Raw genomic sequence first — 17775 nt, 5'->3', positions numbered from 1 at the left:
TTGTTACCGGTTAATCTTTTAATACTGCATTAAGATTTCATTATAGTTGTTAACAAAGTGAGCTTTTTTACGCTTGCAACTCCAGGCCAGCCAGCCGTTTCCAGTAACCATTGCAATCGCTGTGCGGCGCAAGCGCAAGCGGTGCCTCACCCGTTTCATTAGCCCGGAAGGCGTCCAGCATGGCAAACGTCTCGGTGCCCAGCGGTGACAGACGGACCATATCCACCAGACCTTTCATCGACGTCAGTTCATTGCCGAGGTTATACACATAGCCGCTCATGGTCTGAATGCCGTTAAGCACGAAGACCTGCTGATTTTCCTGCGACAGCACGCTGCGCCCGTTAGGATACTTAATGCAGCAGGTTTCACACTCATCTTTCGGGCGGTCTTCTGAACGGGCGGTAAAACAGCGCGCAGAATACGCCAGCGGCAGATGACCATAGCTAAGGACTTCAACCTCAAACTGCTGGCGAATCCCCAGATCGTCGCACTGAGTGAGCAGATTAATCAGCCAGTCGCGGGAGAGTTCCACCGGCATACACCAGCGCACCATGCCCTGTTTCAGTAACAGGTTCAGCGTCACCGCGTTATAGCAATTGAGCGCGTGCCCGGCGACGAACGGCAACTTACGTTCGGCGCACAGATTCACCACGCCCAGGTCGCTGGCTTCCAGCAAAAACTCGCCGTTGTCGACGTAACGCTTCAGCTCGCCCAGTTCTGACGACGCCTGCACCAGCGCCAGTGTCGAAAGCACCACCTGCTTACCGCTGCCTGCCAGTGATTTCGCCATCTCCAGCCAGTCGCCGACTTTGGTCGCCCGACGTTTGCTGCATACCGCTTCACCGAGGTAGATGGTATCGGCGCTGCTGCGGGCGGCCTGCTGATAAAAATCTTCCAGCGTCTCTTTTGACCAGTAATAGAGCACCGGTCCGAGTGAGTATTTCATATGATTTCCTACTGCCATTTACGGTGATACGCGCCGAGGGTGGTCTGCGTGCCTTCGGACATCGCGCCCAGCGTCTCCATCCATGCGCGTTGCGGGGCATAATCCTGCGGCGAGGCTATGCAGCGATCGATAGCCTGCCGCCAGACTTTCGTCACCTGGCTGACGTAAGCCGGGCTGCGCTGGCGTCCTTCGATCTTCACCGAGGCGATATTGGCGGCCAGCAACTCCGGCAGCAGTTCCAGCGTGTTGAGGCTGGTCGGCTCCTCCAGCGCATGATAGCGCTCGCCATCGACCAGATAACGGCCTTTACACAAGGTTGGATAGCCCGCGTTTTCTCCGTCCTGATAACGGTCAATCAGCACTTCATTCAGGCGAGACTCCAGTCCCTGCGGGGTTTGCTGCCAGCGGACAAAGCGCGCGGGAGAACAGGCCCCGACAGTATTCGGCGACTCGCCGGTCAGGTAAGAGGAGAGGTAGCAGCGACCCTCCGCCATGATGCACAGGCTGCCAAAGGCAAACACTTCCAGCGGAACCGGCGTTACGCGGGCTAGCTGCTTTACCTGATGAATGGAAAGTACGCGCGGCAGCACCACGCGGGCCACGTCGAAATGGCGATGATAGAAACGGATTGCCTCTTCATTGGTGGCTGATGCCTGGACTGAGACGTGGCGCTCAATATGCGGATAGCGTTCAGCGGCATACTCAAGCATTGCCAAATCGGCGAGGATCAGCGCATCGGCTCCTAACTGGGCCGCCATATCCACCGCACGCTGCCAGCGGGCATAGCCGTCCGGGTGAGCAAAAGTGTTAATAGCGATGTGCAACTTGCGGCGATGCTGATGTACGAAGCTTACGGCTTCCTGTAATTTTTTCTCGGTAAAGTTAAGCCCGGCAAAGTGACGGGCATTGGTATCATCTTTTAGCCCGATATAGACCGCGTCAGCGCCGTTTTCGATAGCCGCCTTAAGCGCCGGAAGATTGCCAGCGGGACAGAGAAGCTCCATAAAATTTCCTGAACGTTGCACCCCTTGCGGGTCGCAAATTGTTAACGAACTGGAATTTTAGTTAACCTGACCGCGACAATTTTTGATTTGAGGCAGTTAATCGCGTATTGATGATGCCAATAATAACGTCTTCATAACGTAATTGTTGATTTACGCCGCCATGTCGTTTATCTGATATGGCAGAATGATGGAATTATTGGATTGAGGGAGTAAAGCTCGTGTTGGATAAACTGCGTTCACGCCTGGTTCACCTTGGCCCGTCTTTGATGAGTGTGCCAGTAAAACTGACGCCCTTTGCCCTTAAGCGTCAGGTGCTGGAACAGGTGCTACGCTGGCAATTTCATCAGGCGCTGGCGGACGGGGAGCTGGAGTTCCTTGAGGGCCGCTGGCTGAGTATTGAGGTGCGCGACATCGGCCTCAGATGGTACACCTCCGTTGACCACGGGCGTCTGATGGTCAGTGAAACGGCTGAAGCCGATGTCAGCTTCAGCGCCGATGCCAGCGATTTGCTGATGATCGCCGCGCGTCGTCAGGATCCTGATACGCTTTTCTTCCAGCGCCGTCTGGTCATTGAGGGCGATACCGAGCTGGGGCTGTATGTGAAGAACCTGATGGACGCCATCGAACTGGAGCAGATGCCAAAGGCATTGCGCACGATGCTGCTGCAACTGGCGGACTTTGTTGAGGCGGGGCTGAAAACGCCGCCGGAAACCCCAAACAGATCGGTAGGTGAACCATGCTGATTCGCGTTGAAATTCCCATTGATGCGCCGGGTATCGATGCCCTGTTACGTCGCACCTTTGCAAGCGATGCCGAAGCCAGGCTGATTCACGATTTGCGTGAAGACGGTCTTCTCACCCTGGGGCTGGTCGCTACCGATGACGAAGGACAGGTGGTTGGCTATGTGGCGTTCAGTCCGGTCGACGTCGAAGGCGAAGATTTGCAGTGGGTAGGGCTGGCACCGCTGGCCGTCGATGAACAGTACCGTGGGCAGGGGCTGGCGCGCCAACTGGTGTATGAAGGACTCGATTCCCTGAATGAATTTGGCTACGCTGCCGTGGTGACGCTGGGCGAGCCGGCATTTTACAGTCGCCTGGGGTTTGAATCCGCATCGCAGTACGATTTACGCTGCCGCTGGCCTGGTAGTGAAGATGCGTTTCAGGTACACCGCCTCGCCGATAACGCGCTGGAGAATGCGCATGGGCTGGTTGAGTATCACGAGCACTTTAATCGTTTTTGATCAGGCTGGTTAGCGGAATATCTCCGGCGACGAGGCGCTCTTTCTGGCGCTTCGTCAGCTGCTTTATCCGGTACTCCAGGCGTAATGCCAGCGACCGTTCACCCACCTCTTCAGAAAACGCCAGCGTTAGTTCACCTTTTCCGCGCAGGGCTTTTGCGCCTTTCCCTGTTTGATGCTGCACAAAACGACGCGCGACATCGGTGGTGATGCCAGTGTACAGCGCATTCTTTTGCGTTCGGATGAGATACAGATACCAGCACACGGTGTCATGTCAGTATGTTAAGGTGAAAGCAACATAACATAAGGGAGAGCCAGGATGGAAACGCTTGCTGCTATTAGCCGCTGGATTGCCAGACAGCATGTTATTACCTGGTGCGTGGCCCGCGACGGCGAATTGTGGTGCGCCAATGCGTTCTACATTTATGACGCGCAAGATGTCGCTTTCTATGTGCTAAGCGAAGATAACACCCGCCACGCGCAAATGAGCGGACCTCGCGCTCCTGTCGCCGGCACCATCAATGGGCAACCGAAAACCGTGGCGCTGATCCGTGGCGTGCAGTTTAAAGGTGAAATTCGGCGTCTGGAGGGGAAGGAAAGCGAGGCAATACGCGCCCGCTATAACCATCGCTTTCCGGTGGCCAGAGTGTTATCTGCACCCGTCTGGGAAATCCGCCCTGACGAGCTAAAGTTCACCGACAACACGCTGGGCTTTGGTAAAAAACACTACTGGCTACGCGACTCAGGCTCCGAGCAGACGTAATGCTTCCCGGTTAAAGGCAGGCAAATCATCCGGCGTGCGGCTGGTGACCAGTTGATCTTTGTCCACCACCACTTCCTGATCGAAGAATTCGGCTCCGGCGTTTTTCACATCAATCACGATGGGCTTAACGGCGGTGAGCTTGCGGCCGCGTACCACTTCGGCGCTGATCAGTAGCTGCGGGCCGTGGCAAATGGCGAACACCGGTTTGCCGCTGTTGACGAACTCGCGGGTAAAGGTGACAAAGCGGTCATCGCCGCGCAGAGAATCCGGTGAATGCCCGCCGGGCAGCAGCAACGCATCAAACTCTTCCGGGCTGACGTCATCAATGCTCTTGTCTATCTTAATACTGGCTTCGCCCTGTTTACCTTTTACGGTTTTACCGGCTTCTTTCTCAATGGTGATAACCTCATGCCCGGCCTTTTTGTAGGCCTCTGCCGGAGAGGTAAATTCTGAATCTTCAAACTCGTCGGTGATCAAGACCGCTATTTTCTTGCCCATACTTCCTCCGTTGTCTGGTTTCAGATCATTTCTCTGAAAATGGTAAATACTTACCGTAGACAGTTAAGTGTGGTGCAGACCCGCGAGATTGCAACACGGACAAATCCGCATATCGGAAGGAGAGCGTAATGAGTCAGGTTTTACTCACCGGTGCGACCGGGCTGGTCGGCGATCATTTGCTGCGCATGTTACTCCGGGAGCCACGAATTGACGGTATCGCCGCGCCGACGCGACGCCCGCTGAAGGATATCTCCGGCGTCTTTAATCCTGTCGATCCGCAGTTGACCGATGCGCTGGCACAGGTGACGACGCCGGTGGATATCGTTTTCTGCTGCCTCGGAACCACCCGGCGGGAAGCTGGCTCAAAAGAGGCTTTTATTCATGCGGATTATACGCTGGTGGTGGATACCGCCCTGACGGGCCAACGTCTGGGAGCAACGCATATGCTGGTGGTCAGCGCAATGGGAGCCAATGCCAGTTCACCGTTTTTCTATAATCGGGTAAAGGGCAAGATGGAAGAAGCGCTGATGGCCCAGCACTGGCCGCGGCTGACCATCGCCCGTCCTTCCATGCTGCTGGGCGATCGTGAAAAACACCGGACGAATGAATCGCTGCTGGCCCCGATTTTTAAACTGCTGCCGGGTAACCTGAAATCGATCAATGCGCGGGATGTAGCACGGGCTTTACTTGTCACCGCGCTGGCAGATGAGGAGGAATCGGTGACGATTCTTTCATCGTCTGCGTTAAGAGAAATTGCGGCGCGTAATAACGATTAATAATTTCCATAAATATTTCGACCAGCGTACTATGCCCCGGCTTATCTAAAACCATAAATTTTCCCGGGGAATGTTATGACTGGTCAGTCTTCATCTCAATCGGCTCTGTCACGTCAGTGGTGGAAGCCTGCGCTTTTTTTTCTCGTTGTTATTGTCGGCCTCTGGTATGTGAAATGGCAGCCTTATTACGGTAAAGCATTCACTGCCGCCGAAACCCACAGTATCGGTAAATCTATCCTTGCTCAGGCCGATTCCAGCCCGCTTCAGGCGGCGTGGGATTATGCATTGGTCTATTTTCTCGCGGTATGGAAAGCCGCCGTACTCGGTGTGATCCTCGGATCGCTGGTACAGGTGCTGATCCCGCGTAACTGGCTGCTGCGCACCCTGGGCCAGCCTCGCTTTCAGGGAACGTTGCTGGGGACGATTTTTTCGCTGCCCGGCATGATGTGCTCCTGCTGCGCGGCACCGGTGACTGTCGGGCTGCGCCGTCAGCAGGTGTCGATGGGCGGCGCACTGGCATTCTGGATGGGTAATCCGCTGTTGAACCCGGCCACGCTGGTGTTTATGGGATTTGTGCTCGGCTGGCAGTTCGCGCTGGTGCGCCTGGTCGCCGGACTGGCGATGGTGCTGATTGTCGCCACGCTGGTGCAGCGCCTGGTGAAAGATACGGCGCAAACCACCACGGTCACGATCCCGGACGCCACCGTGGAGGGAAGTTTCTTTTCCCGCTGGGGACGGGCGCTGTGGACGCTGTTCTGGAATACCATCCCGGTTTATATTCTGGCGGTGCTGGTACTGGGTGCGGCCCGCGTATGGCTATTTCCGCATGCCGATGGCGTGGTGGGGAATACCTTCTTCTGGGTCGCGGCGATGGCAATTGCGGGCTGTCTTTTTGTGATCCCGACTGCCGCTGAAATCCCGATTGTGCAGACCATGATGCTGGCTGGTATGGGCACGGCTCCCGCGCTGGCGTTGTTGATGACGCTACCGGCAGTCAGCCTGCCATCGCTGGTGATGCTGCGTAAAGCGTTTCCGACAAAGGCGCTGTGGCTAACCGGGGGGCTGGTGGCCGTGGGCGGCGCGATTGTGGGGGGTATTGCGCTGTTATAAGGTCATGCCGGATGACCTGTCGCCGCTATGGCATCGTTGTCATGCCGGGTGGCGGCTGCGCCTTACCCGGCCTGTGGTCTGGTGCTGTTCGTAGGCCCGGTAAGCGAAGCGCCACCGGGCATGAGAGGTACAGCCTCACAACGAGGCCATACTGCAATGTACTATTACTTAATAAACGTAAACGCGGTCGTGACGTGTTTCACGCCGCTCACCCGGCTGGCCATATCCGCTGCGGCTTTCGCTTCGGCATCCGTCACCAGCCCCATCAGGAACACTTCGCCGTTTTCGGTCGTTACCTTCACGTTAGAGGATTTCACCTGATCGCTCGCCAGCAGCTGTGAGCGGACCTTGGTGGTGATCCACGTATCGTTAGACGCGGTCCCTAAACCAATCGGGCTGCCCTGGCGGATCTCGTTAAATACTTCCGTTGCGCCGTCCACGCCCATCGCGATCTGCTTAGCACGCGAGGAGAGGTCGCTATTCGGTGCCTGACCGACCAGCAGGACCTTGCCCTGATACGCCGTGACGTTAATGCGCGCCTCTTTCTTGATTTGCGCGTCTTTAGCCAGCGCGCTATTGACGCGGAGTTCCAGCGTTCCATCGTCTACCTGAGTGCCCACGGTGCGAGGATCGGTTGCCGCTTTGGTTCCCACGGCGGCCGTGCCGACAACCGCCGCAGCTACGCACCCCTGCAAAAGCAGCGCGGAAATAAGGACTGCGAGGGGCGAAAATGCCTTCATGTGTACTCCTTAATCGTCCTGGTGAGGAAATAGCGTATTATCAATTAGATCGCATAAACAGTTGACCGTTAACATGTGCATCTCGTGGATGCGCGCACTGCGGTGAGAAGGGATGCGAATTTCAACATCCTGCGGTCCCAGCAGCCCGGCCAGTTCACCGCCGTCGTAGCCGGTCAGGGCAACGATGGTCATATCGCGCGTGACCGCCGCTTCCACCGCTTTCACAATATCGCGGCTATTGCCGCGCGTTGAAATAGCCAGCAACACATCTCCGGCATGGCCCAACGCCCGAACCTGCTTGGCGTAGATCTCATCATGTAAACGATCGTTAGCAATCGCGGTTAAGACCACGTTATCGGTATTAAGTGCCATTGCGGGTAAACCTGGACGTTCAGTCTCGAAACGGTTGATCATGCTGGCAGCAAAATGCTGTGCGTTGGCGGCGGAGGTTCCATTACCACAGCAGAGAATTTTGTTGCCGTTAAGCAGCGACTGCACCAGCGTCATAGCCGCGCGGGAAATGGCATCAGGCAGCGCTTCCGCCGCGGCAATTTGAGTCTGAATGCTTTCAGTGAAGCACACTTTAATTCGTTCGAGCACAGTATCCCTTAACTATCAGGTTTATTCGCCAAAGGCGTTTTTTAGCCATTCAACGTGGCTGCCGTCGCAGGCTACCACATCAAACCGGCAATCCACAGTATCAAAACTCCCATTCTGACGGGCGAGCCACCAGCGGGCAGTCTGTAATAATTTGTGTTGCTTGCTTCTGCTCACGCTGGCGGCCGCACCACCGTAAAAGGTGCTGCGGCGATAACGGACCTCAATAAAGACCGTCACCGTCCCGTCACGCATGATCAAATCAATCTCACCACCGCGCATCCTTACGTTGGCGGCGATAAAACGCAATCCTTTACCTTCAAGCCAGCGACGCGCTTTTTGCTCCCACACGTCGCCGATTTGCTTACGGGTTAATTCGCCGGAACGATCTGTCCCTGTTGGTATTTGAGCCATGATAACTTCCTGTTAATCACACAATCGCTGCTGGCGGTCAGATCGCCGGTGTTGCCGCTGAGTTCAAAACCCTGGACCTGACGCATCTGCGAGAAATTATTCGCCAGCGACCAGGCGTCTGCGCCCATCGCATACAGACGCGCCAGCGAATAGTCGTTATGTACCGCCGCCAGCGCCTGTCGCATCAATTCCGGATTACTGCCCGCCAGCATCGGGATTTCACTGTATTGCAGGCCTTCCATTTCCAGACGGAAATCCGCGCCTGCGGTGCCCTGCGCGCTACGTGAACTGGCGTACAGCGTAACCCCGCTCTGGCTGCCGTTGCGCATGGCGATCATCGGTTTGATGAAGCCAATTTCTTCCGGCGTTGCCAGAATATAAGCGGCATCCACGCGACCACCGGAGATTTCTGCATCCGTTGGCGGTGCCGGGATAGTCAATCCGGCAATCGTCACGCTCTGCTGCGGCTGACTGGCGTTTACCGGGCTACCGGTTAAGGCAATCCCGGAACCGCCGTTGATGCCTGCACGCAGTTCGGAAGCAGAACCAAATTTCTGCTCCAGCACCGTGCCGCCGCCCTGTTTCTGCCATTCGTCAGCAAACGCATTCGCCACCCGATCGCCCAGCCCGCTGCGCGGGATCAGCACCAGTGGAGCCTGTTTGCCCTGCTGGTGGATAAAACGTGCGGCATCGCGCGCTTCGTCTTCCGGAGATAGCGCGAAGTAACAGATATTAGGGCGATTTTCCACCGCTTCCGGCTGGTTAAGCGCCAGTACATTCAGGGACGTATTGCTCTTCACCAGTTCATCGACGTTGTTCTTCAGCAACGGCCCCACCACGAGGCTGGCACCATCCTGCTGGACCTGTGCCAGGATCTGACTTAAGGGCTGAGAAGAGGTGTCGTAGATTTTCAGTTCGGCAGAGGGATTGGCCGATGTGGCGGCAACGGTCGTCGTTTGTGGTGCCGGAGCCGGTTGGGCTGGCACAGGCGACTGATCTGGCGTGGCTGCCTGAGTTTCGGCAGGCGTCGCGCTTTGCGTTGCCGGAGCCTGAACCGGTGCTGCCGCCTCGTTGCCCGGAGCCTGTACCGGCGTCGCTGCTTCATTTCCCGGAGCTTCAACCGGTGCCTGCTGTGCGGTGGTCAGATCGTTAACTTCCGCCTGTGATGGGCTGATGACGCCGTTATCCGTCGAGGCCGCCTGCGCAACCTGTTGCGGCACCGCGCTTCCGTCAACCTGGGTCGCGCCGTTTTTCGCGGCTTCAAACCCTTGCTGTATCGTGCGACCATAAATAGCCGCCTGGCCGTTTAATGGCAGCAGGAGGGCAATTCGGTTGGTAGACGCGGGTTTAAAATTCTGCACATTCACCAGCTGGGACGGTAGCATTTTCGCCCCCGGATTTTGCGGATAGCGTTTCTGCCAGTCGGCGATCCCGGCTTTCATCATGTCCGGATCGTTGCGGTTATCAAACCAGACGCGCTGCAAGTCCAGCCAGCCCTGTAATACGTTTTCGTTAGCATTGATGACCAGGGCCTGCGCCTGTTCCGGCGTCATCGCGGAGAGCGTCTGCCAGGTTGCGTCGATATTGGCCTGTTTCTCTTTCGCTGCCAGCAGCGGCTCCTGGGCAATCAGCGAACGCAGCAGTTCCAGAGAGGGTCGTCCCTGAAGACTGGTGATAGCGGCCTGCCAGAAGCGGATCTGTTGATTTTTATCTAAATCCGCCGGATTTATTTTCCCCATTAGCGCCTGCGCGCCGGGATAATCCTGCTGGGATACCTTCAGTTCCGCTGCCAGTAACGCCTGTTCACGACGCTGAGCATCGCTTAATTGCGACGGTAACTGATTGAGAAGTTCCATCGCTTGCTGGCTCTTACCTTCCTTCAGCAGGGCACGAATGGCGAGTAATTGCCAGTTGGTCTTGCTATTATCTGAGCTTTGCTGCATCTGCTGCAGGTAATAGCCGGAATCAGCCTGCGCCGTCCCCTCAAGGTGGGCCGTGCTCTGATCGGGCGTTTGGGTGCCACAACCAGCGAAAATCAGGGCTGCCAGAATGACCGGCAGACCGCGAGCGGCTTTCGAACGAAGAAGCGTTGACAGTACCATACTGTATCCAGTGATATTTTTATTCGATGCTCAATATTAAATCGGCAATACGGACTAAACAATGAAACAACACCAATCGGCGGATAATTCTCACGGTCAGCTCTACATTGTACCGACTCCCATCGGTAATTTAGCTGATATCACGCAACGTGCGCTCGCCGTATTGCAGGATGTTGACCTGATTGCAGCGGAAGATACGCGCCATACTGGCTTGCTGCTTCAGCATTTTGCCATTAACGCCCGTCTGTTTGCACTGCACGATCACAACGAGCAGCAAAAAGCCGAAACGCTGGTGGCGAAGCTGAAAGAAGGGCAGAACATCGCGCTGGTGTCGGATGCCGGTACGCCGCTGATTAACGATCCCGGCTATCACCTTGTGCGTACCTGCCGCGAAGCGGGCATTCGCGTCGTCCCGCTGCCCGGTCCGTGTGCCGCCATCGCCGCGTTGAGCGCGGCGGGGCTGCCGTCCGATCGCTTCTGCTACGAAGGGTTTCTGCCCGCTAAATCAAAAGGCCGTCGCGATGCGCTGAAAGCCATCGAGGAAGAGCCGCGCACGCTGATTTTTTACGAGTCCACCCATCGCCTGCTGGAAAGCCTGGAAGATATCGTGACCGTGCTGGGCGAATCCCGCTATGTGGTGCTGGCACGCGAGCTGACCAAAACCTGGGAGTCCATTTACGGCGCGCCGGTTGGCGAACTGCTGGCGTGGGTGAAAGAGGATGAAAACCGCCGCAAGGGCGAGATGGTGCTGATTGTCGAAGGCCATAAAGCGCAGGAAGATGACCTGCCCGCCGATGCCCTGCGCACGCTGGCGCTGTTGCAGGCCGAGCTGCCGCTGAAAAAAGCAGCGGCGCTGGCAGCCGAAATTCACGGCGTGAAGAAGAATGCGCTGTATAAGTATGCGCTGGAGCAGCAGGGAGAATGATGGCTGTGTATCAGATAAGTGCAGCGTAATCCGCTATGAAAGTTTGTCAGCAATCCCCTGGCCGGGCATCACTGCCCGGTCAGGGGATTCAGACCACTTTCAGTTCAACATGGGTTTGTTCCAGCGCCTGACGATCTTCCGCGCTGATGCTCTCATCGGTGATCACACAGTCAATTTTTTTCATCGGTAAGACCTGGTTAAAGCCGCGACGGTTAAACTTGGTGGCGTCGAGAACCGCGACGACCTTATGCGCGGCGGCAGCCATGACGCCGCTGATGGAGTAACCTTCATTAAACGTCGTAATTCCGTTGGTGGCATCTATCCCGTCCGCGCCCACAAACATCAGATCGGCGCTAATTCCCTGTAGCGAACGCTCCGCGATGGTGCCATGCATGGAATGGGTTTTATGGCGCACGGTGCCGCCGCACACCACCAGGGTAATGTCTTTATTGTCTGAGAGGGTAAACGCTGCAGGCAGGTTATTGGTAATCACGGTGATATTGGTATTTTTTGCCAGCGCTTCTGCCACCAGCAGCGTCGTGCTTCCGCTATCAAGGAGAACGGTCATGCCTTCTTCAATCATGGCGGCTGCGGCCTGGGCAATGCGCTTTTTCGGATCGCTGGCGAGCTGATAACGCTCCTCCAGAACCACTTCCTGATTGTCGTTTTCGATTAAGTTAGTACCGGGCCTGGCCGCGCCGCCGTGGAAGCGCGTGACTAAGCCTTTATCTTCCAGTAAACGCAGATCGGCGCGGATAGTGACTTCAGAAATGCCAAAGGTATTCGAAAGATCCAAAACCAGTACGCTGCCTTGCGAATTAACCAGATCGACGATTTTATTCCTTCGCTCAAATGAGTTCATGTTAATTTGCCTGATGATTAGCTGACTTTAGTTTAATCGAAGGGTAGTGAAAGGTGAACGCCAATCTTCGAAAGTAAGTGTGAGCCAGCTCAGGTTGCTGGCTCGTATTGGTTAAGCGAGCTTGAGGATAATCTTACCCTGCATTGGCGCACCATTGAGCGCCTGGACTTCTTTGGCGAAACTTTCTGCATTTCCAGTGTGGGCTATCAACGGCTTCAACTGGAGTCTTTTTTCACTCAGCAGCCGCGCCGCCGTTGCCCACTCTTCGCCAGGCCACGGACCGGAATAGTTCATCCAGCTTCCCAGCACCGACAGCTCTTTGCGCAGGATCTGCCCGAAGACCGCGGAGGTCAGGGTCAGATCGTGATGCAGCGTGCCGACCAGCGCCAGCTGCGCGCGCGGTCCGGCGATTTCGATAGCCAGCGAAACGGTTTGCGGCGTACCCGCGGTCTCCAGCACCAACTGATCAAACTGAATCTCCGTCAGCGCCGTGTGGATCTCCTGTCCGCTCATTTTCCGGCTGTTAAATACGTGGGTCGCGCCCAGTTCTTTTGCCAGCGCCAGCTTCTGCGGATTGATATCGATCGCCGTTACGCTTTTTGCGCCAAGTTCGCGTGCGCACTGGAGCGCCAGCAGACCAATCGTTCCGGCACCGACAATAATGACGTTTTTCCCTTCGCAGCCCTGCGCCAGATGAAAGGCGTGCAGCCCCACGGTGATCGGCTCGATAAACGCGCCATCGTCAATCGGCATAGCGGCAGGCAGGCGGAACAGGTTGGCGCGTTTTACCACCACGTATTCGGCGTTACCGCCCTCGCTGCGCGATCCGACAAACTGATACTGTTTGCAGAGCGAAAAATACTCCCGCTGGCACTGAGGACAGTGAAAGCAGGGCAGCAGCGGAACGCAGGCCACCGCGTCGCCCGGCGCAAGGTCGGTAATATTTGCGCCGCAGGATTCAACATAGCCGCTAAATTCATGGCCCAGGGTAATAGGATAATAGTGCGCCCCGTGGGCGAAAATACGCGGAATATCGGAGCCGCACAAACCTGAACTGACGACCTTCACCAGTACGTCATCATCGGTTTCTAATTTTGGCATGGGGCGTTCTTCAACGCGCACGTCTCCCTCAGCGTGGATCACCACTGATTTCATAAGATCCTCCAGAAATGTAAAGGGGAGCGAAGGCCCCCCATAAGATTAAGAAGCGGTCTGGCTCTGTTGCGCGATAGCGGCTGCTTTTTCTGCCGCGGCGAAGTTGCGCGCTCTGCGCCAGGTGAGCAGGACGCCCAGTACATAAATGATGGCAATCACGGCGAAGCCCAGTATGTTCTGCCAGGTGAAAAGCTGGATCAGCAGCCAGGTAATCGGTGAACCGCCCTGGTCCATTGACGCTACCATGCCGCCCGCTTTCAGCGCGCCCGCGTTGGCGGCAAGCTGAGTATGCAGGCCGATAGTCTGCGTGGCGATCCACAGGGTAATGCCCATAATAATGACCCCGGAGATCAGCGTGCGGAACAGGTTGCCCTGATGCACCGCCACCGCCATCGCCACGAAGAAGCCGATAGTTGCCAGGTCGCCGAAGGGCAGTACCTGGTTGCCCGGCACCACGACGGCCACCAGGATGGTTAACGGGATAAAGATCAGGCTGGCGGAAACCACAGAGGTATGGCCGAGCAGCAGTGCCGGGTCCAGGCCAATCAGGAATTCCTGACTACCAAATTTCGCCTGAAGACGTTTGCGTGCCTGTTTTGCGATAGGCGTCAGACCATCCATAATCGGTTTGATCACGCGTGGCATTAACAGCATGACCGCCGCGGTTTTCACCGCCAGTTGCAGCACGCCCTTCACGTCGTAACCCGCCAGCAGACCGATCACAATCCCCATAATGAAGCCAACGGTCACCGGTTCGCCAAAAGGACCGAAGCGTTTTTGCACGTCGTCAGCGCTGAAGTGAATACGGTTCAGTCCTGGGATTTTGTCGATGATAAGGTCAACCAGCACCGCAATCGGGCCAAGGTAGGCCGAGCTACCGTGCGGAATCGCGATACCCTCCAGGCCAAAGTAATCCCGCGTGTCTTTGGCAAACCAGTCGCCCAGCTTGTAAACAAACGCCGCGTGAACCACTACGCCCAGAATGCCAATCCAGTACGATCCCGTTGCCAGATGCAGCATTGCGCCCGTAAAGGTCATGTGCCAGATATTCCAGATATCGACGTTCACGACGCGGGTCATACGGGTGACCAGCATCAGGATGTTGACGCCAATGGCAACAGGTATCGCCACCAGAGCAATTTGTGACGCCCAGGTCATCGGAGACGATCCCGGCCAGCCAATATCAACGACGTGCAGGTTGATCTGGAACTGCTCCGCCATCGCTTTCGCGGCGGGTCCGATGGAGTCGAGCATCAGACCGATAACCAGCCCGATCCCGACGAAACCAATCCCGATATGTAAACCACCCTTAAAACAGTCCCCAAGCTTCATTCCCAGCAGTTTTGAGAAAATGATGATCACAATCGGCAGCATCACCGTTGGACCTAAGTCGAGGATATAACGCATTATTTCGCTAAACATAACGTTACCCCACGAGGATGCTCAGGATTTTCTGTTGCAGTGCTTCAATCCCGACGCCAGAGATGAAAGGCATACCGTGGACCACCGGGATGTCGCCGAAGGTCCGGTCTACTTTGGCCGTAGTACAGATGAGATCGGCACCGTCCATATAGGTTTCAATCTCATTGACGCGGCATTGCACCAGGTCAAGCGTGATATTATTCGCTTCACACAGTTCTTTAATTTCTTCTGCCGCCATTGTCGAGGTTGCAACCGCACCGCCACAGGCCACAATAACTTTACGTTTCATAGGGTATTCCTTTTATTATCAGTATGTTGTTAAACCTGAGCGCACGGCTCAGACTCCAGGATCGTTTTCCGAAACAGCGTGGCCAGGTCGTCATCGGATGCTGCCAGCAACGCGTCCAGCGTATTCGGATTTTGTAGCTCACTAAATAACCGACGCAGCAGCTTCAACTGCGCGGTTGGGTTTTCAACAATCAGCGCGATAATCAGAGAGACGGCAATTTCTCCGTCGTCATCCGCGCGTTGAAAATGCACCGGATTATCCGGCCGAATCAGATAAATGGCGGGCGATTTCGCATGTACCGCCTCGCAATGCGGGATCGCAACGGCATGATTTTCCAGGGCGATGCCGGTCGGGAAATTGGCTTCCCGCTCGATCAGCGCCTGTGGGTACGTTTCATGCACGACTCCCTTCGCAAGCATCTCTTCCCCAATATGTTCCAGCGCCTGTTGGCAGGAGCTGAAATGAATACCGGTGCGAACAAACAATTGGCTCATAAATCCTCTTTATGACAGTCAGGCTACTTCAGAAGAACAACCGTAACGGTAAGCACGCAGGACATCCTGGATCTTATCGAGGATAAGATTGTGCGGCGTCGCGGTAAGTTCGCTCATTGCCAGGCGTTCAAACTGCACCGGCATATACTGGCTGATAAGCCCCAGCGGCAGGGTGGTAGCGCTGAGGTTTGCCACTAACTTTTCTACACTCTGGCGAATACGCGGATGCGGCCAGTAGTAACGAATGCGATCGGAGAGGCTGAAGTGAATATCGACCATCGCCTGACTCCAGGTCGGACGATAATACTTTTTCCAGTAGCCCGGCTCGTTCAGCATGACTTCATCAATAACGTCCAGTACCTGACTGCGATGTTCCGGCGCGATAAGTTCGTTTTCCATCTGCGCCAGCGCAAAGATCGCTTCACGCAGGGCGAACGTTAGCGCCGGACCCACTTTGAGAATGGCAAAATGGTCACGTACCAACGCACGATAGGCGTAGCGAGTCTGGTAATCCGTTGAGTGCGCTTCGTATACCATCGGCGTGTCTTTAATCCAGCGAGACAGTGCCTGCGCACCCTGCGGCTGATAATGGATAATCTGGGTGTGGTCGAACTCGACGCCGGGCTGTACCACGATAGCAATCACGCGATTGAGCGCTTCATCCAGCCCCAGCGCGCGGAATGCCACCTGATGAGTTTCCAGCGTGCGGGCGGCATCTTCCGCCCGGGTAACGTGCACCGTACCGATGGTACTTGCTTCACCGCCAGGCACAGGCACTTCAGTACCAATCACGTAAGTCAGATGACGTTTCTGCTCTGTCGTTGCGGTTTGTTCAGCGACCAGGCAAAGCTGCGCGGCACGTTCTGCGACCACTACCGGATCCAGTGGCACCGGGTCGTCAGCGCAGGACATTGACGCATCCAGATGGATTTTGCTGAACCCTGCGGCCACGTAAGCGCGGATCAGTTCGAGCGATTTTTCCATCGCTGAGGCAGCATTTTCATTTTGCCAGCAGTTCGGGCCGAGATGATCACCGCCGAGGATAATACGTTCATGCGGAAAACCAACTTCATCGGCGATCTTATAAACAAAATCGCGAAAATCGGCGGGTTGCATGCCGGTATAGCCGCCGAACTGATTGACCTGATTGGACGTGGCTTCGATTAACACTTTATTTTGCGTCTGTAAGTCAAAGCGCAGTGCGGCTTCGATGACCAGCGGATGCGCAGAGCAAACGGAACAAATACCGGTATGCTTACCCGCTTTATGGTCAGAAATAATTGCTTTCATTTTGATCTCCGTTTACTTATGTTTATCTTCATAATCTTTTGAATTTGAGGCAAAGAGAAAGTGCAGCATTCGTGATCGCGGTCGAAAAAAATGTCTGCAGTTACGCTTTGTCGTGGCGATCACAGCTTTCCTTCGCAGCCGCAGTCGGCAATCACTTTCTTCACCACCTCTTTCATGGCGGCTTTGGCCGGAACCATGTAATGCCGTGGATCGCTGGCGTCCGGATGGGCAAGGAAGTACGCTTTGAGCGCGTCTGAAAAAGCGATTTTGAGTTCAGTGGCGACGTTCACTTTGCAAACGCCGCGCGAGATGGCCTGGCGGATATCATGAGTGGGAAGCCCGGAAGCGCCATGCAGTACCAGCGGCACCTCAACGATGCTGCGGATTTCCGTTAGCCGTTCGAAGTCGAGTTTTGGTTCTGCGGTATACAGGCCGTGGGCCGTGCCGATCGCGACCGCCAGTGAATCAATGCCGGTTCTTTCAACAAATTCACGTGCCTGCTGCGGGTTGGTGTAGAGCGCATCCTTACCTTCCACCACCAGATCGTCTTCCTGCCCGCCCAGCCGACCCAGTTCGGCTTCAACGCTAACGTCATAGCGGTGGCAGTAATCCACGACGCTTTTCACCAGCGCTACGTTCTCTTCGAACGGCAGATGGGAACCATCAATCATCACCGAACGCACGCCAGCGAGAACCTTCGTTTCGATATCCGTTATTTTTTCATGATGATCCAGATGGATCGCCAGCGGCTGATTGAACTGGCTGGCTAACGCCCCCGCGATCGCCACAATATTTTGGCTTCCCGCATAGCTGAATGTGCCAGGTGTACCCGCGACGATCAGCGGCGAACGCAACTCTGCGGCGGTTTCTACCACCACCTGCAATGTTTCAAGATTGTGGATATTGAATGCGGGCACTGCATAGCCTTCACGCTGCGCTTTTTGCAGCATTGTTTTGGTTGATATGATGTACATCCTGCCTCCGAAACCTTTCGTTTGTTTTCTTCGAAAGAAAATATAGGGTTTTGGAGATTGTTTTTGTGACGAATGTCTAATAAAGAAAAATATCGAAAGTAAAAATAAGATTTCGAAGGTTGAGAGATGAACGATGATTGTTATGTGGCAGCTGGCGCTAACACGGAGCCATATAAG

Annotated in this window: 21 protein-coding genes; 6 read left to right on the top strand and 15 right to left on the bottom strand. The window is 55.4% G+C overall.

All coding sequences use genetic code 11. The annotated features are described in order from the left end of the window. Positions 1-67: 67 nt before the first annotated feature. Together ACMGGS_RS03160 and ubiU are read right to left on the bottom strand one after the other, a co-directional pair. Positions 68-946 (bottom strand): U32 family peptidase, encoded by an 879-nt coding sequence (locus tag ACMGGS_RS03160; RefSeq protein WP_414165026.1) that lies wholly within the window; start codon positions 944-946, stop codon positions 68-70. 8 nt (positions 947-954) lie between these two features. Then, positions 955-1950, bottom strand: a complete 996-nt coding sequence (gene ubiU, locus ACMGGS_RS03155; RefSeq protein WP_176919810.1) for a ubiquinone anaerobic biosynthesis protein UbiU — start codon at positions 1948-1950, stop codon at positions 955-957. A 218-nt stretch (positions 1951-2168) separates the two neighbouring features. On the opposite strand from ubiU, the gene ubiT reads away from it, so the two are divergent. Continuing rightward, a complete protein-coding gene (ubiT, locus tag ACMGGS_RS03150) occupies positions 2169-2693 on the top strand; it encodes a ubiquinone anaerobic biosynthesis accessory factor UbiT (RefSeq protein WP_414165025.1) in 525 nt (174 codons plus the stop codon). Further along, entirely contained in the window at positions 2687-3190 is a 504-nt protein-coding gene (locus ACMGGS_RS03145; protein ID WP_414165024.1) for a GNAT family N-acetyltransferase, read from the top strand. Before ubiT ends, ACMGGS_RS03145 begins: the two co-directional genes overlap by 7 nt. Here the strand turns inward: ACMGGS_RS03145 and ACMGGS_RS03140 are convergent. Continuing rightward, on the bottom strand, positions 3177-3452 hold the full coding sequence (locus tag ACMGGS_RS03140) for a GIY-YIG nuclease family protein (protein ID WP_414165023.1): 276 nt from the start codon (positions 3450-3452) through the stop codon (positions 3177-3179). The genes ACMGGS_RS03145 and ACMGGS_RS03140 overlap by 14 nt on opposite strands. Positions 3453-3506: 54 nt before the next feature. Here ACMGGS_RS03140 and ACMGGS_RS03135 point away from each other — a divergent pair, with 54 nt between their 5' ends. After that, on the top strand, positions 3507-3950 hold the full coding sequence (locus ACMGGS_RS03135; protein ID WP_176919814.1) for a YhbP family protein: 444 nt from the start codon (positions 3507-3509) through the stop codon (positions 3948-3950). On the opposite strand, the gene ACMGGS_RS03130 is transcribed toward ACMGGS_RS03135, so the two are convergent. Next, entirely contained in the window at positions 3930-4448 is a 519-nt protein-coding gene (locus ACMGGS_RS03130; RefSeq protein ID WP_414165022.1) for a type 1 glutamine amidotransferase domain-containing protein, read from the bottom strand. The two genes, ACMGGS_RS03135 and ACMGGS_RS03130, sit on opposite strands and share 21 nt — an antisense overlap. A 128-nt stretch (positions 4449-4576) precedes the next feature. Between ACMGGS_RS03130 and ACMGGS_RS03125 the strand changes: the two genes are divergently transcribed. Together ACMGGS_RS03125 and ACMGGS_RS03120 are read left to right on the top strand one after the other, a co-directional pair. Further along, positions 4577-5224 carry an NAD(P)H-binding protein gene (locus tag ACMGGS_RS03125; protein WP_414165021.1) on the top strand — a complete coding sequence of 216 codons (648 nt, stop codon included), beginning with the start codon at positions 4577-4579 and terminating at the stop codon, positions 5222-5224. A 75-nt stretch (positions 5225-5299) separates the two neighbouring features. Next, a complete protein-coding gene (locus ACMGGS_RS03120; RefSeq protein ID WP_414165020.1) occupies positions 5300-6334 on the top strand; it encodes a permease in 1035 nt (344 codons plus the stop codon). A 164-nt stretch (positions 6335-6498) separates the two neighbouring features. Here ACMGGS_RS03120 and dolP read toward each other — a convergent pair whose 3' ends face one another. Genes dolP through ACMGGS_RS03100 form a run of 4 tightly spaced genes read right to left on the bottom strand, consistent with a single transcriptional unit; the run spans position 6499 to position 10187 of the window. Beyond that, positions 6499-7074 carry a division/outer membrane stress-associated lipid-binding lipoprotein gene (gene dolP, locus ACMGGS_RS03115; RefSeq protein ID WP_176919818.1) on the bottom strand — a complete coding sequence of 192 codons (576 nt, stop codon included), beginning with the start codon at positions 7072-7074 and terminating at the stop codon, positions 6499-6501. 9 nt (positions 7075-7083) lie between these two features. Continuing rightward, the gene (gene diaA / locus ACMGGS_RS03110) at positions 7084-7674 is read right to left on the bottom strand and encodes a DnaA initiator-associating protein DiaA (RefSeq protein WP_103676689.1); all 591 of its coding nucleotides are present in this window, start codon (positions 7672-7674) and stop codon (positions 7084-7086) included. 21 nt (positions 7675-7695) lie between these two features. Continuing rightward, positions 7696-8085 carry a YraN family protein gene (locus ACMGGS_RS03105; RefSeq protein ID WP_414165019.1) on the bottom strand — a complete coding sequence of 130 codons (390 nt, stop codon included), beginning with the start codon at positions 8083-8085 and terminating at the stop codon, positions 7696-7698. Continuing rightward, positions 8043-10187, bottom strand: a complete 2145-nt coding sequence (locus ACMGGS_RS03100) for a penicillin-binding protein activator (RefSeq protein ID WP_414165018.1) — start codon at positions 10185-10187, stop codon at positions 8043-8045. Before ACMGGS_RS03100 ends, ACMGGS_RS03105 begins: the two co-directional genes overlap by 43 nt. Before the next feature lie 61 nt (positions 10188-10248). Between ACMGGS_RS03100 and rsmI the strand changes: the two genes are divergently transcribed. Next, on the top strand, positions 10249-11112 hold the full coding sequence (rsmI, locus tag ACMGGS_RS03095; protein ID WP_414165017.1) for a 16S rRNA (cytidine(1402)-2'-O)-methyltransferase: 864 nt from the start codon (positions 10249-10251) through the stop codon (positions 11110-11112). 88 nt (positions 11113-11200) lie between these two features. Here the strand turns inward: rsmI and ACMGGS_RS03090 are convergent, their stop codons facing one another. The 7 genes from ACMGGS_RS03090 to ACMGGS_RS03060 all read right to left on the bottom strand — a co-directional run bounded on the left by ACMGGS_RS03090 (position 11201) and on the right by ACMGGS_RS03060 (position 17598). Further along, on the bottom strand, positions 11201-11974 hold the full coding sequence (locus ACMGGS_RS03090) for a DeoR/GlpR family DNA-binding transcription regulator (protein WP_414165016.1): 774 nt from the start codon (positions 11972-11974) through the stop codon (positions 11201-11203). Between the two features lie 111 nt (positions 11975-12085). Further along, positions 12086-13129, bottom strand: coding sequence for a galactitol-1-phosphate 5-dehydrogenase (gatD, locus tag ACMGGS_RS03085; RefSeq protein ID WP_414165015.1), 1044 nt, complete (start codon positions 13127-13129; stop codon positions 12086-12088). 45 nt (positions 13130-13174) lie between these two features. Next, positions 13175-14551: a galactitol-specific PTS transporter subunit IIC gene (locus tag ACMGGS_RS03080; protein ID WP_176919828.1), complete on the bottom strand. Its 1377-nt coding sequence runs from the start codon at positions 14549-14551 to the stop codon at positions 13175-13177. Between the two features lie 4 nt (positions 14552-14555). Beyond that, positions 14556-14840, bottom strand: a complete 285-nt coding sequence (gatB, locus tag ACMGGS_RS03075) for a PTS galactitol transporter subunit IIB (RefSeq protein ID WP_176919829.1) — start codon at positions 14838-14840, stop codon at positions 14556-14558. A 29-nt stretch (positions 14841-14869) separates the two neighbouring features. Then, positions 14870-15334: a PTS galactitol transporter subunit IIA gene (gene gatA / locus ACMGGS_RS03070; RefSeq protein WP_414165014.1), complete on the bottom strand. Its 465-nt coding sequence runs from the start codon at positions 15332-15334 to the stop codon at positions 14870-14872. A gap of 18 nt (positions 15335-15352) precedes the next feature. After that, the gene (gene gatZ, locus ACMGGS_RS03065; RefSeq protein ID WP_414165013.1) at positions 15353-16624 is read right to left on the bottom strand and encodes a tagatose-bisphosphate aldolase subunit GatZ; all 1272 of its coding nucleotides are present in this window, start codon (positions 16622-16624) and stop codon (positions 15353-15355) included. Between the two features lie 119 nt (positions 16625-16743). Further along, positions 16744-17598, bottom strand: a complete 855-nt coding sequence (locus ACMGGS_RS03060) for a tagatose bisphosphate family class II aldolase (RefSeq protein ID WP_414165012.1) — start codon at positions 17596-17598, stop codon at positions 16744-16746. Positions 17599-17775: the final 177 nt, after the last annotated feature.

This window comes from Superficieibacter sp. BNK-5 (assembly GCF_047456055.1).
Classification (GTDB): Bacteria; Pseudomonadota; Gammaproteobacteria; order Enterobacterales; family Enterobacteriaceae; genus Superficieibacter.
The sequence above is the reverse complement of the archived record's forward strand: the minus strand, read 5'-3'. Positions and strand labels throughout refer to the sequence as shown.